General features: G+C 60.0%; 9 protein-coding genes and 1 pseudogene. 4 read left to right on the top strand and 6 right to left on the bottom strand.

Translation table 11 applies throughout. The features are described from left to right. Positions 1-74: 74 nt before the first annotated feature. Positions 75-4,943 carry a HAMP domain-containing protein gene (locus AC06G5_RS15965; protein WP_413704730.1) on the bottom strand — a complete coding sequence of 1,623 codons (4,869 nt, stop codon included), beginning with the start codon at positions 4,941-4,943 and terminating at the stop codon, positions 75-77. Between the two features lie 221 nt (positions 4,944-5,164). On the opposite strand from AC06G5_RS15965, the gene AC06G5_RS15960 reads away from it, so the two are divergent. Both AC06G5_RS15960 and AC06G5_RS15955 read left to right on the top strand, forming a co-directional pair. Further along, positions 5,165-5,806, top strand: a complete 642-nt coding sequence (locus AC06G5_RS15960) for a response regulator (RefSeq protein WP_413428214.1) — start codon at positions 5,165-5,167, stop codon at positions 5,804-5,806. Between the two features lie 209 nt (positions 5,807-6,015). Beyond that, complete coding sequence (locus tag AC06G5_RS15955; protein WP_480457470.1) at positions 6,016-6,315, top strand: hypothetical protein; 300 nt, start codon at positions 6,016-6,018, stop codon at positions 6,313-6,315. Positions 6,316-6,765: 450 nt separating this feature from the next. Here AC06G5_RS15955 and AC06G5_RS15950 read toward each other — a convergent pair whose 3' ends face one another. From AC06G5_RS15950 to AC06G5_RS15930, 5 genes and pseudogenes are all read right to left on the bottom strand, one after another. Then, positions 6,766-9,198, bottom strand: a complete 2,433-nt coding sequence (locus tag AC06G5_RS15950; protein ID WP_480457468.1) for an SAM-dependent methyltransferase — start codon at positions 9,196-9,198, stop codon at positions 6,766-6,768. A gap of 2 nt (positions 9,199-9,200) precedes the next feature. Next, entirely contained in the window at positions 9,201-9,944 is a 744-nt protein-coding gene (locus AC06G5_RS15945) for a protein-L-isoaspartate(D-aspartate) O-methyltransferase (RefSeq protein WP_480457466.1), read from the bottom strand. Between the two features lie 567 nt (positions 9,945-10,511). Further along, positions 10,512-11,141, bottom strand: a pseudogene (locus AC06G5_RS15940) (SDR family NAD(P)-dependent oxidoreductase); the annotation flags it as partial. Between the two features lie 628 nt (positions 11,142-11,769). Further along, positions 11,770-12,147, bottom strand: coding sequence for a c-type cytochrome (locus AC06G5_RS15935; RefSeq protein WP_413428531.1), 378 nt, complete (start codon positions 12,145-12,147; stop codon positions 11,770-11,772). A 290-nt stretch (positions 12,148-12,437) separates the two neighbouring features. Continuing rightward, positions 12,438-13,337, bottom strand: a complete 900-nt coding sequence (locus tag AC06G5_RS15930; protein ID WP_480457464.1) for an AraC family transcriptional regulator — start codon at positions 13,335-13,337, stop codon at positions 12,438-12,440. A 189-nt stretch (positions 13,338-13,526) separates the two neighbouring features. Here AC06G5_RS15930 and AC06G5_RS15925 point away from each other — a divergent pair, with 189 nt between their 5' ends. Beyond that, positions 13,527-13,928, top strand: a complete 402-nt coding sequence (locus AC06G5_RS15925; RefSeq protein WP_413428533.1) for a VOC family protein — start codon at positions 13,527-13,529, stop codon at positions 13,926-13,928. Next, complete coding sequence (locus AC06G5_RS15920) at positions 13,925-14,902, top strand: saccharopine dehydrogenase family protein (protein WP_413428534.1); 978 nt, start codon at positions 13,925-13,927, stop codon at positions 14,900-14,902. The genes AC06G5_RS15925 and AC06G5_RS15920 overlap by 4 nt, the downstream gene beginning before the upstream one ends. Positions 14,903-14,920 lie beyond the last annotated feature (18 nt).

Below are 14,920 nucleotides of genomic sequence, written 5' to 3'. Positions count from 1 at the left end.
CAGCCTTGACGGCAGCACCGGTAAGCTTGCGCACAATGCCACTTTTGCTGTCGCGCAATGGGCGTGGTCCAGCGTCATCGATAGAGCCATTTGCGCATCAGTGACAGCAGCTGGTCGGTATCCACCGGCTTGCTGACATAGTCCGATGCTCCTGCCTCGAGGCACTTTTCACGATCACCCATCATCGCCTTGGCCGTCAGCGCAATCATGGGCAGGGTCTCAAATCTTTTGAATGTACGGATCTGGCGCATGGTTTCAAAGCCATCCATCCCGGGCATCATGATGTCCATCAGGATGATGTCGGTATCGGGCTGCTGCTGCAGCAGTTCTATGGCGGTCCGGCCGTTTTCGGCCGTGGCCACCAGCATTTTGTTGCACTCGAGCACGCTGGTCAGGGCAAAGATATTGCGCACGTCATCGTCGACCACCAGGGCTTTTTTGCCCTCCAGACTGTCCGAGCCCTCATAGAGTTTTTCCAGCATCCTGCGCTGGGTCTGCGGCAGCCTGGCTACGACGCGGTGTAGAAACAGCGCGGTTTCGTCGAGTATGCGCTCGGGGGATTGAACTGCCTTGATGACGCCCTTGCCGAGCAGTGTCCTGAAACGCTCGTGTTCCGGCTTGGTCAGTGTCTCTGCACCATAGACCACGATTGGCAATTCACGCATTGCGTGGTCTTCCTGCAACGCTTCGAGAAAGCTGATACCGGATGCGTCGGGCAGTTTGAGGTTGATTGCCATGCAGTCGTAGCGTTTCTTTGCCAGTTTCTTCAAGGCTCCAGCGCCGCTGTCGGTCGTTGCGACCTTCACGTCGGTATTGCCGAGCAGATCGAGGATGCGGGCGCGGCTGCCTTCGTCGCCGTCGACGAGCAGCAGACTCCTGGTCTTGCGTCGTGCGAACGCCACGATGCCGACCAGCGCATTTTGAATTTCGTCGGCTGTGACCGGTTTGAGCAAAAAGTCGAAAGCGCCATAGCGCAGCCCGCGTGTGCGGTCGTCAGCGGTCGAAATGATCTGGACCGGGATGTGACGCGTGGCGAAATCTCGCTTCAACTGCTCGAGTAGCAACCAGCCATCGATGTCCGTCAGGCCCGGGTCCAGGGTGATCGCGGCGGGCTTGAAGCGCTCGACAAGCTCCAGCGCATCCGTGCCACGGGTCGTGACGATAGCCTTGAATCCCTTCTGGCGCGCGGCCTCGAGCAGAATACTGGCGAATCGGGCGTCGCTCTCGAGCATCAGCAGCACCTGGTCCCCGGGTTGGACAGACTCGCGGTCGTCCAGTATCTGTGCAGACGGGCCTGGCATGAGGTCGCGCCTGACCTGGTCAGGTACTGTCTCTACCTCTGTCGCTGATTCGTCTGGCGACTGACGCTGGGCATCCCGTGTGCGCAAGGGCACGTACAGCGCGAAAATGCTGCCCTTGCCGATCTCACCGGCAATCAGCCGCAGCTCACCGCCCAGCCGGTGTGCGAGCTCGCGGCTGATCGACAGACCGAGGCCGGTGCCGCCGTATTTTCGTGAGGTTCCGGTGTCTGCTTGCTGGAACGCTTCGAAGATGAGTTTCTGCTTGCCGGCAGAGACTCCAATGCCGGTGTCGGTGACCACGAAGGCGACCACCGCTTCGGCGTGATTCAGTTCGCTGTGATCCACGCTCCACCCGGACACAGCGGGTGCGATGCTGATCTTGACGCTGCCTTGCTCAGTGAACTTGAAGGCGTTGGACAGCAGGTTCTTGACCACCTGCAGCAGGCGCTTTTCGTCGGTCCAGATGACGGGGGGCAGGGTAGGCGCCAGTTCAATCGTGAAGGTGAGGCCCCGGCTTTCGGCGACCGGCCGGAAGGTGCGCTCGATCTGGTCGTGCAGATCGGCGAACAGCGCTTCATTCAGATCCAGTGTGACCGTACCCGACTCGATCTTCGACAGATAGAGAATCTCGTCGATCAGCTCCAGCAGGTCTTTGCCGGCGCTACGGATGGTCCTGGCATATTCGACCTGCCTGGGGGTGAGATTGTGTTCGGCGTTGTCGCTGAGCTGCTGGGCCAGGATCAGCAAGCTGTTCAATGGCGTCCTGAGCTCATGGGACATGCTGGAGAGGAATTCGGACTTGTACTTCGAAGTCAGCGTCAACTGCTCCGCCTTCTCCTCCAGCGACAGCTTGGTGATTTCGACTTCGCGGTTCTTGCGCTCGACTTCGGCTTTCTGCTCCGCCAGCATTCCAGCCTTGTCCTCCAGTTCCTCGTTGGTCTGGCGCAATTCTTCCTGTTGCCTTTGCAACTCCTGCGCCAGCGATTGCGACTGCTTGAGCAGTTCTTCGGTACGCATATTGGCTTCGATTGTGTTGAGCACGATGCCAATCGATTCAGCAAGCTGATCAAGGAAGGTTTGATGAATGACGCTGTAGCGCGTGAATGAAGCCATTTCGACGACGGCCTTGACCTTGTTCTCGAACAGGATCGGCAACACGATGATATTCAGCGGGGCGGCCGCACCCAGTCCCGATGAAATCGCGACGTAATTGCCGGGGACATCGGTCAAAAGGATGCGCCGCTTCTCGTAAGCGCATTGCCCGACCAGGCCCTCGCCGAGCCGCCACTCATCGTTGACATTGATGTTGCCCTTGTACGCATACGCCGACAGCAGTTTGAGTTTCGCAGGATCGGGCGGGCTCTCGTTCATCATGTAGAACACACCGTGCTGGGCGTTGATCAGCGGAGCCAGTTCCGACAGCACCATCTTGGAGACAGCCGCCAGATCGCGCTGGCCCTGCAGCAGGCGGGTAAATTTCGCGAGATTGGTCTTGAGCCAGTCCTGTTCCGCGTTCTGCCGCGTGGTTTCCCGCAGGTTGCGGATCATCTCGTTGACGTTGTCCTTCAATTCCGCCACTTCACCCTTTGCTTCCACCTCCACGTAACGGGTCAGATCGCCCTTGGTCACGGCCGTCGCCACGTCGGCAATTGCACGCACCTGATTGGTCAGGTTGGCCGCCAGGCCGTTCACGTTGTCGGTCAGGTCGCGCCAGGTGCCGGCAGCGCCCGGCACGTTGGCCTGGCCGCCCAGCTTGCCCTCGACGCCCACTTCACGCGCCACCGAGGTCACCTGGTCGGAGAACAGCGCCAGCGTATCGGTCATGCCGTTAATGGTGTCGGCCAGTTCGGCGATCTCGCCCTTGGCTTGCAGTGTCAGTTTCTTCTTCATGTCGCCGTTGGCTACCGCGGTCACCACTTTTGCGATGCCTCGCACCTGGCTGGTCAGGTTGGCCGCCATGAAGTTCACGTTTTCGGTCAAATCCTTCCAGGTGCCGGACACGCCTTGCACCTGTGCCTGTCCGCCGAGCTTTCCTTCGGTGCCGACTTCGCGTGCTACCCGCGTCACTTCGGCGGCAAAGCTGTTGAGCTGGTCCACCATTGTGTTGATGGTGTTCTTCAACTCCATGATTTCGCCTTTGGCTTCCACGGTAATCGTGCGCCCCAGGTCGCCCTTTGCCACCGCCGTCGTCACGTCGGCGATGTTGCGCACCTGATTGGTCAGGTTGGCCGCCATGCTGTTGACCGAGTCGGTCAAGTCTTTCCAGGTTCCGCCAACGCCCGCCACCTTGGCCTGTCCACCAAGCTTGCCGTCAGTCCCCACTTCGCGGGCCATGCGCGTCACTTCGTCGGCAAAGGTCGAGAGCTGGTCCACCATGGTGTTGATGGTTTCCTTGAGCTGGAGAATTTCACCTTTCGCTTCGGCTGTGATCTTGCGCGACAGGTCGCCGTTGGCCACCGCCGTCGTCACGTCGGCAATGTTGCGCACCTGGGTGGTCAGGTTGGCCGCCATGCCATTGACCGAATTGGTCAGGTCCTTCCAGGTACCGGATACGCCGGTCACTTCGGCTTGTCCGCCCAACTTGCCTTCGGTGCCGACTTCCAGCGCCACGCGGGTCACCTCTGCGGCGAAGCTGGAGAGCTGGTCGACCATCGTGTTGATGGTGTTTTTCAGTTCGAGAATCTCGCCCTTGGCTTCAACGGTAATTTTCTTGCCGAGGTCGCCACGCGCCACCGCCGTCGTCACCTGGGCGAGGTTGCGCACCTGGGTGGTCAGGTTGGCCGCCATGCCGTTGACCGATTCGGTCAGGTCGCGCCAGGTGCCTGATACGTCGCGCACTTCCGCCTGACCGCCCAACTTGCCTTCGGTACCGACTTCCAGCGCCACGCGGGTCACCTCCGCAGCGAAGCTCGAGAGCTGGCCGACCATGGTGTTGATGGTGTTTTTCAGCTCGAGAATCTCACCCTTGGCTTCGACGGTAATCGTCTTGCCCAGATCGCCTTTGGCCACCGCGGTCGTCACGTAAGCGATGTTGCGCATCTGGGTGGTCAGGTTGGCGGCCATGTCGTTGACGGAATCGGTCAGATCCCTCCAGGTGCCGGACACTCCTTTGACATTGGCCTGCCCACCGAGAATCCCTTCGGTGCCGACTTCGCGGGCTACGCGGGTCACTTCGGAAGCGAAGGAGCCCAGTCGCGTCACCATGGTGTTCACGATCCCGGCGGACTTGAGGAACTGGCCCCGCAGTTTCAGGCCGTTGAGTACCGGTGGTACCTGTTGGCTCAGATTACCCTCGGCCACCGAACCGACAACGCGAATGATCTCGTTCATCGGGCTGATGAGGTCGCTGGTAAGCGCATTGCTCGAGTTGACGATCTTTTGCCATGAGCCTTTCATCATCGGCAATTCGATGCGCTCATCGACCTTGCCCTGCTTGCCGATCAGTCGCGCCACGCGTTCGAATTCGGTGGTGGTGTCGGCTGCCATGTCGATGATTTCGTTGAGCGTGTCGGCGATCTTGCCCGGCATGCCGGTCCAGTCTTCCGGCATGCGCGTAGTGAAGTCACCTTTGCGCAACGCCTGCAGCGCTGCCAGCAACGTCTTCATGTCGAAAACTTCGATCGGTGTCGTTACTGTGGCCATGTCTGTGTCCAGTCAAAGTTGATGCCACGCAGTGTTTCCCATGGTGAAAACCGAGCGTCAGCTTAGGGAATACTAGCAAGGTTGGCGCAATGCCCCGGATCCAGGGGAAATTGTCATCTTGCAATGCAATCGCGGCCTGCTAACGTCAAGCTCTGCAGCCGATTCCGTGGCTTGCCGGTCACTGGCCGCAGGGTTAGTGCGGGTACGAATGGAAAATACAGATGCCTGAGCAAAAAATCAGAGTCTTGCTGGTGGATGATCACAGCATCGTGCGCAACGGCGTGCGACGCATGCTGGAGACTGCCGGCGAGATCGAAGTAACAGGTGAAGCAGAGACGGCACAGGACGCAATGCTGCTGATCCGGGAGCAGGATTTCGACGTGGCGCTGGTCGATATCCAGCTGCCCGACAAAACCGGTCTCCAACTCCTCAAACTCATGCGTGCGGAGAAGCCCAGGCTCGCCGTTCTGATGTTGAGCATGCATTCGGTCGAGGCCTATGCATTACGCGCCATGAAGCACGGCGCTGCGGGATACCTCACCAAGGATATTTCCGCAGCCACCCTGGTTGCGGCAGTTCGCAAGGTGGCCTCAGGCGGCAAGCACGTCAGTCCTGAGCTGGCGGAAAAACTGGTCAACGCTATCGGCAGAGGCGACGCGGCACCCCACGAAGCACTATCCGACCGGGAACTTGAAGTACTCAAGCTGCTCGCAGCAGGCGAGAGAATTGTCCGCATCGCCCAGATACTGCACTTGAGCCCGAGTACCGTCACGACGTACCGGGCACGCATCCTGGAAAAAACCGGGATGGACAGCAATGCCAAACTGGCCCGCTATGCACTGGAAAACGGCCTGTTGACCTAGAACGCCTTGCCATCCGACGCAGCCGATCCAGCCTGCCTGTAGTGGAACCACTACAAACGCTTGGCCGATATCTCCACAAGGATGTCCAGCTAACGTCGATAGTGGGATCCGTTCAACTCAAGCATATTGACCTCTCTGCAAAATTTGTAGGTTGAGCGCGGAATACGCGCTGCATTCATGTTGAATCAAAGTTCCAACTGGAGGACTACATGATGATTGGCTACTGGTTGTGCGCGTTGCTGTGGGGTGTGGTGGTGCTGGAGGAAATCCAGTGCATGCCCCGGCAAGAGTGGAAAGACGAGGGTCTGAAAAAGGTTCTGTTGCTGCGCCGGACGAGAACCCGGACCAACTACTTTATGGCGTTGATCGCTGGCGTCTTGTGCCTTTACAGCGAAATCCGGGTGGCGCCGGTCGATCAGAACATTTTCAATCCGGAGCTGATACTTGCCGTGTGTGGTCTGCTTTGGGGTGCTTATCTTTGCGTAGTCTCCTTGAAGGGGAAACGATAATTGCCTGGCTGCCTGACGACTGATGGTAATTGTTATTTCGCTATCGTCGGCCGGCAGGGAAATCCCCCCGGTCAGGCGCTCATCTGAGCATTTGAAGAGCCGCGGCCTCCCTGGTTGCGGCTTGTGCTGTGCGGGTTGTTTCCAGGGCTTGATGGCCCTGCCTGAGAGACCGCTTCTGGCCGGTTTCTGCCGGCCACCACCGGCAGCTATGGAATGAAAGCCAGCTCTTACGACTCGACTGCGTCAACCAAGACCCATTGCTTGCGGCACGGAACCTCCCATCTTTGGCATGACGCACACGTCTACATTTTCAAATGTTTAGCTTCGAGGCAGGAAAGGCGTCGCCCTCGCTGATCGACACGGCGAGACGTGTGAACTGCTGCAAGCGGCGTTCCAGCAGGCCATTCGTCTCTCCAGGGTCTGTTGACGTTTCGCTCCGAACCGCCGCGATCAGGGAAACATGACCGCCGCCGCGAGATACAGCAGCAACGCCAGCAGCAACACCACGGTGAAACCCAGGTGGATCGCCAGCAGGGTCGCCAGCACGGCCGCCACCACCGATACGCTGGCGTTGACGCCCCAGGCGATCGGCACCAGTGCTTCGGCGCACGCGGAGACGCGCCCGAGTCCAAGCGGGAACGGCATGCCCATGGCGAACGCCAGCGGCGCTACCAGCGTGGCGCAGATGCCGAACCTGGCGAGGGTCTGCACCGGCGCCAGCAACTGGAACAACGGGGGCAGGGCGATCAGGTAGAGCAGGGCGATCGCGCAGATCGCCAGGACTGGCCGCGCGAGCGGATGACGGGGCCCCACACCCGTTCCAATGCCCCCCCGTCGCCGGCCGGAGTAATGGCTGCCGAGGCCAGCGAAGATCAGGAACGCGCTGAGCGTTACCGCCACCGAATACAACGGGTGGCTGAGGAACAGGGTGAACTTCTGGATGAAGGCGATTTCCACGAACATGAAGGCGAAGCCGATGGCTGCGAAGTAGGACACGACTCGAAGTTCGAACCTGGCCAAAGCCGCATCTCGAGAGCGCCGCTGGCGCCGCCGCGCCACCCATAGCGGCGCCAGGATCAGCAGCACGGCGGCCACGCCGGACTGCAGCAGCGTGGCGATCAGCACCGGATAGCCCCACTCCAGCATTGACAGGCCGCCCTGCGCCTTCAGCGCCAGCAGTTCCGGCAGCGAGCGCCACTTGAAGAAGTGGAAGAAATACGGCCGATCATCCGTGGTCGGACGCACGTCGAACTTGTAGCGCGCCAGGAACTCCGCGCGCTCGCCGGACAGCAAGGCCTGCGCCGCGTCGAAGAACCAGGGCCGGTCGAGCAGGTTGTAGCGGTTCGCCTCGGTCACGTTCATCCCGGGGTAGTAGGCCAGGTCGAAGGAGCGCGCCCGGCAAAACTCCCGCAGCACGGCGATGCCGGCGTCGTCGAAATCCCTGTTGCTGACCAGCAGCGTCGCGGTCTTCCAGCCGCGGATCATGACGATGCGACGCGCCGCGCTGGTCTGCCCGTCGCGCTCGATGGCCGCGGCCGCGGTGGCCAGCAGCCTGGGAACATCGCGGGGCGGCAGGGTGACCCAGCGGGTGATGGCCAACAGGCCGCCAGGCGCGAGATGGCGCAGGTACTCGGCGAAGGCATCCACCGTGTACAGGTAGTTTTCGGACAGCGCATGCAGGCCGCCCGAGGCGGTGCCGAAGGAGTCCAGCAGGGCGATCTGGACCAGGTCGTAAGGCTCGCTGCGCGAAGCCACCAGGCCGCGCGCCTCGCCGATCAGCACACGGACGTTGGGCGCGCTGTACGGTTTGCCGGAGAAGTCGGCGAAGCGGCGCTGGACCAGATCGATCACCTGCGGGTTCAGTTCGATGGCATCCACCGCGCTGGCGCCGTGGTAGATCGCCTGCAGCACATCGGCGCCGGCGCCGCTGCCCAGCACCAGCACGCGGGGTTGCCGCAGCAGGTGATAGGGCAGAGCCGAGGTCAGGTAGTCCAGGTAGGCGAGCGGCTCGCGGCGCCCGTCATAGCGGTTCAGCACGGAAAGGCCGTCGCCGTCGGTGAAGATGGCCAGTTGTGCGGGCGGTTCCTGTGTCGCATTGAGGCTTAGGCCCGGCGCGTAGCGTAGGGGAATGGTCGGGCTGTCGACGACCGTGAGCAGGCCCAGCGGACTCCAGGTCTGGGCGATTGCGCGCGCATCCTTGATACGCAGCGTCTGGCTCAGTTCCTTGTACTCGGAGGGCGACAGGGCGATCCAGCGCCCGGGGACGCCGGCCGGCACCGCGACTGCCGCCGCCAGCAGTAACGGCGCGAGCCAGTGCCTATACCCCGTGCAAGCCATGCCGGCCAGCGCCCCGGCGGCGATGCCGGTGCCGCCCAGCAGCCGCAGCGCATCGACGGGCGTCAGGGCGAACAGTGCGACGACGATCAACAGGCTGCCCATGCCGGCGCCGAGTATGTCGAAGGCGTAGATCCGATGAATCTGTTCCTGAAAGCAGGTGACTGTCAGGCAGATGCACACCGCCGCGCAGAAGAACGGCACGAACAGCAGCAGGTAAATCAGCAGCAGGCGCGCCGACTGCCGCGCGTCCCAGAGAATCTCGAGGGGATTGAACGGAACCTGCTGGGCCAGGCTGAAGCAGGCGATGGCGCTCAGCCCGAACAGCACCGCGCCGCCGATGAACACGCCGTGGAAGCGCGGCGCCAGCACAGGCCGCGCCAGCGCCACGGCGGTGCCGGCGGCGCCGTAGCCGAGCAGCGCGACGCTGATCATCATGTAGGCGAAATGGTGCCACTGGATGATCGAAAGCAGTCGCAGCAGCAGCACCTCATAGCCGAGCGCGGACGCAGACAACAGCGCCAGGGCGAGCAATGGCGGCGAGTGCATGCTCAACCGCTTCCGACCAGCGGCACGAAACGCACAGGCAGCACCTGCCGGGTGGACACACTGCCATCGCCGGCCTTCTCGATCAACAGCAGGTACTGGATCATGAACGGCGCGCCGACCGGGATTACCATCCGTCCGCCGGCCTTGAGCTGGGCGATCAGTGGCGGCGGCACATGGCTGGCGGCGGCGGTGACGAGGATGGCGTCGTAAGGCCCGTGTTCGGGCCAGCCGTGGTAGCCATCGCCCAACCGGGCCTGCACCTTCGCATATCCCAGACGGCCCAAGCGCTCCCCGGCCTGCACTGCCAGCGGCTCAATGATCTCCATCGTGTAGACCGCCTGCGCCAGTTCGGCGAGGATCGCCGCCTGGTAGCCCGAGCCAGTGCCGATCTCGAGTACCACGTCGCCGGGCCCGACCTGCGTCAGGTCGGTCATCAGGGCGACGATGTAGGGTTGGGAGATGGTCTGGCCGTAGCCGATCGGCAGCGGGCGATTCTCGTAGGCGTAGGGCACCTCGTCGGGCGGGACGAACTTATGGCGTGGCACCTTGGCCATCGCGGCCATCACCGGCGCGGCAAACTCGACCCTGCCGGTTTCCTCGCGGGTGACGGACGACATGTCGGCGATCTCCCGCACCATGGCGTCGCGCAACGACGCGAACGGGTCATCGGCATGCAGGCCGGCAGATGCCAGCGCCAGAGCGATGGCAGGCGCCAGGATGCGCGTCAGGAGCATCACCGGCTTCACAATGACTTCTCCGCCTGGGCAATAGTCGAATCGTATGGCCGGCGGGCTGACTCGGCAAGCCGGGGGGCCGCGACCAAACCAGGTTGCGGCGACTGCCCGAGAAAAAATCGCGACCCGTAACTGCACTGATAGCACCCAGCCAGTTCAAGCGCTGATACAAAAGTGAATGCGATATTTTTGGTGAGTGCGGCATTGAGTTGAGAAGTGGCAGCGCAGATTTGTTTCAACTAGCCAGGATTGGATATCTATTGGTTACCCAGTACAAAGAAAATGACGAAGCTACATGGATTCCAGTGGCGAAAGGGAAAAGTAATGGGTCTGCCAGAGCCTTTCTTCCTTTTAACGGACTCCATGGGAGATATCGTTTTGGATACAAAGCAACCTCATCCAATGGCCCCTATACTGGCGTTCTCCGTGCCTCCTTGCCAATTTCGCCGGCGGGCATCTAGTCGGCTTCGCCGCGGCGGATATCGCCCTGCACGAATTCGATCAACTGCTCATCCGTTGCCTGCTACACATGAAGAACGAGGCATTCCTCATCAACGGCGAAGGCCGGATCGTCGCGGCCAATTCGGCGATAGCGCTGGCGACCTCGCTCGCTTCGCCCATACGCCCCAGCGGTTGGAGGGCAGCCAGCATTCGTAGTATTCCTCGGTATGCAAAGGCGTCCTGGTGACGCCCGGTGCAATGGCATTGACGCGAATGCCTTGCTTCGCGCACTCAATCGCCAGCGACCTGGTCACGGCGCTCAAGCCACCTTTGGTCAGCGCCGCCAATGCCGCATATGCGCCGCTGATGCCGTTTTCTATGCTGCCGGTAACGGTAACCACATGGCCGCTCCCATGCTTTTCCATTTCGGCGATGGCCAGTTGGGTGATGTGAAAAAAACCAGACATGTTTACGTTCATGACGGCGTTGTAGTCTTCGATAGTGTGCTCGGTGAAAGGTTTGCCGATGTAGATGCCGGCGTTATTCACCAACGTGTCGATTCGACCAAATCGCGCGACAGCTTCGCTAATAACACGCTGCGCAGTCGCCGTCTCCCGCTACCGTCAGGATGTTCGGGTCGTCCGACGGCTTGATCTTGCGGGACGTCGCGACTATCCGATAGTTGAACCCCCGGAATGCCTTGACTACTTCAGCACCAATGCCTTGTGACGCGCCGGTAACGATGACAACCTTTTGTGGTGTACTCATGGTTTTTGCTCCAGAAATGTACTTGTTTGGCTTTGATGCCGATCAGGCCGACAACTCTGTGCTATCGATCGCGCGGGCAACTGTGAGCGATACAGAACCAGTGACAAAGTGCGCCATGGCGCAAGTTTAAAGATCTGGTCGTTGGTGTCTGTCATGCACTGGTATTGGCTGTAGATACGTGTGTATGAGCGATTGGTACCCAAGTGCGTGCGGTGCTGTTCAAGCAGGCGTTCGAGCACGAATTGATTGGCCGTGGCGTCAGTTGCTGCACGCGTCGATGCAGGTGGAAGACATCATCATTTTTAATGGCGGGGAATCAGACGGGGCGTCATTTATCGTGGCTCCACAGGAACGATGTTTCGTTTGAATTGACAGTCCGCTCGTTCTGAGTTGCTCCAGCTTTCGAGTACGGTTCGAATGACCTCTCTGGCCGTTATTTCCCCGTCACGACCGCAGGCGACTGCTGTTGGATGCGCAAGGGCCGCACGAGTTTGCATTAATCCGAGATTGTTTATTAGCAATGTGCCCGTGAGAGGTCGACTGGCTCACCGGCATTGTCCCTCAAGTCCTCAAATCCTCAAGCCTGAAATGGCTTTGAGATTTCTGTGCCTGGCTCTCATTTCAAAAGTCATCGATTTTTTGAAATCGCACCACCCATGTACTGATTTATATCGCGCAGATCTTCAATCCTCCATGAGTACGGCGATAGCTTTACACCATTCTCTCGCAAAGTTTTTGGAATCAAGTTTCCATTTGGACGAAGTATTATTGAAGATACAATCACGCCCGGATATTCATTTAATCGTTTTTTGAAGGCGGATGTTGTCAGGTCAGGTGTAGGAGGATTGCTTTTATTAGCCAATGGTCCTGTTGCTTTGAGATCCATTCCGTGGCACATGGCGCATCGCTGTAAATAGAGATTTTTTCCATTAACACTATCCGCGAAGGATATTGATGTTTGAATTAGCGATAAAATTCCTAGCGAAGCGACGAATAATACTTTCATTGTTGTTATCTTCCTTGATGGGATCAGCGTCGATTGGTCGAGATTTTGGTGTGCGGGAAAGATTCTACTCATCATCCCTGCGTATGTTAATCAGGCATCCTTTTAGGCGGTAGCAGCTCGGCAATGCCAGTTGCCTGGCGACGTTTGTTTTTGCTCGAAAGCAGCTTTGGATCGGACTTGCGCTTCGGGTTGTGAATTCAACCGGTGGACGCAACAGATTGGCTGAATCGTTCAGCGGACGTTCCTCGGCAGTCTTGTGGATGCACGCCAATGAAAAACTGCAAACAGGCTCAACAACCACTTGCGCTGCTTCGGATTTCCCCAAGAATCCGGGCCGCATCTCTCGAAGGCGGCAATCCAAACACGCGTGCGTAGTCGCGGCTGAATTGGGTCGCGCTTTCATAACCGACTTCGAACGCCGCGCCAGTGACGCTTCTGGCATTGGCCACCATCAGTGTCCGGGCCTGTAGCAGGCGAACGCGCTTTTGATACTGCAATGGACTCAGCGCCGTGACGGCTTTGAAGTGTCGGTGGAAGGCTGAGACGCTCATTGACGCGAGCTGTGCCAATGCGTCCACCCGGATGGGTTCGGCAAAGTCGCGGCGAATGTGCGCAATGGCCAGGTTGACGCGCGCCATGGCGCTGTCGGGTGCCACGATATCGCGCAGCATCCAGCCATGGGGGCCTTGCAGGACACGGTACAGAATCTCTCGCTCGTAGACCGGCGCAAGGGCGGCGATTTCTTCGGGCTTGTTCATCAAGCGCAGCAGGCGCACCCAGGCATCCATCAGTTCGGGCGTGACGGCGGCCACCGAAAAACCGGTTTCCTGTTCATGCTGTCCGAGCGGTTTGGGCAAGTCGGCGAGTAGCGTCGTCAAGACAATCGGATCGAGCGTCAGGCTGACCGCCAGATAAGGTTCGCCGCCTGCAGAGGGGTGAACCTGACCGACCGCTGGCAGGTCGATGGACATGACGAAGTAAGTCGCCGGGTCATATCGAAGCGTATGGTCGGCGATGGTCATGGATTTACTGCCTTGCAGAATCAGGTTGATCATCGGTTCGTAGACAGCGGCCAGCAGGTGCTCAGGGATTTCACCCTGAATCATGGCGACACGCGGGATACCCGTTTCCGTGCGGCGGTTTTCGGCTCGGCACGCCAGGGCGCGAAGTTCTGTCAGTTGGGTTTTCATGGCATTCATCTGAACGCACGCGGATACGGGCACGCAAGCAAAAAGCAGAAACAGGCAGGTTTCGAGCAGGAACGGCTGCGCTCGCCGCGAGGCGGATGGCTACTGTGGTGACTCTGGATCAACGCCCAATCCATCGAAGTGGCGGGCGGCTGTTTCATTTGAATCAGTATCTGAGTGCGAGGCTTCCCCATGCTTGATCACATTTTTCTGTCGGTCAGTGACATCGATCGTTCCGTTCGTTTCTACACAGTGGCATTGACCCCGCTGGGCATCACCGCAAGGCTTGATTACGACGGCAAGGACGGACCGCCAGGGCATCCTGACCTGAAAGGTTTCGGTGCCAATGGACGCATGTTTTTCTGGTTGCGCGAAGGCGTGGTGGAGGGGCGAGCGGTGCATGTCGGCTTTGTGGCGGGCAGCAAGAGCGAGGTAGACGCGGCTTATGCGGCTGCCCTGCGAAGTGGCGCTGTCGACAACGGCGCCCCGGGCGCTCGTCTGCATTATGACCCCGATTATTACGCCGCCAATGTTCTCGACCCGGACGGTTACAGTCTCGAATTCGTCTACAAGAACTGGCAGCACATCCCATGAGCACATTAATGATCTACGGGGCGACGGGGTACACCGGTCGCATGGCGGCAGAGCATGCCAAGGGGCGGGGAATGGACGTTGTAATCGCCGGGCGCAATGGCGAAAAACTGCAGTCGCTCGCCGCGCAGCTGGATGTTCCTTATCGAGAGTTCAACCCCGATGCCCAGGCAGCGAAGTCCCTGGAGGGCATCGCGGTGCTGCTGAACTTCGCAGGGCCGTTCGCGCAGACGGCGGCCGCTTTGATGCAGGCTTGTATCAAGGCTGGGGTCGACTATCTGGACATCACGGCGGAGATCAACGTCTATCGGCAGGCTGAGCAACTTGGCGCTCAGGCCAGCAGCGCGGGCGTCATGCTACTGCCCGGTGTCGGTTGGGATGTGGTGCCGACAGATTGCCTGGCGATGCATGTCGCCCGCCGTGTGCAGGAGCCGCATTCACTGAGGATCGCACTGCAGGTTGCAGGTTCCATGTCACGGGGATCGGCCCTGAGTGTCCGCGAGATCATTGGCGCAGGCCTGCTGGCGCGGGTCGATGGACTGCTGGTTGCAACACCCGAAGCGCAACCGCGGCACTTCGATTTTGGTGACGGCCCGGTGTTGTGCGCGCCGCTGTCGTTTGGTGACCTGGTGACCGGCTGGCACTCCACCGGCATTCCCGACATTGCCATGTTCGTGCACGTCAGTGGCGATGCGTTTCCGCAGGGCGATCTGTCGAAGCTGCCTGAGGGCCCAAGCGTTGTACAGCGCGAAGCTCATCGTGCCCGAGCGGTGGTAGAAGTCACGGGCGCCAACAGCAGCGTGGCACGCTCGATGATTGAAACCGTCAACGGCTACTCCTACACACCGTTGGTGGCGGTTGAAGCCGCGCGGCGAGTGTTGGACGGCGATCGGCGGCCGGGGTTTGAAACGCCTGCCCGGGTATTCGGAAGCGGATTCGCCGAGACCATCGACGGAACAACCATCACCGATTTCTAAAGCGCTACAGCGCTTCGG

It is taken from the genome of Pseudomonas sp. WT-JTC (assembly GCF_056711565.1).
The sequence above is the reverse complement of the archived record's forward strand: the minus strand, read 5'-3'. Positions and strand labels throughout refer to the sequence as shown.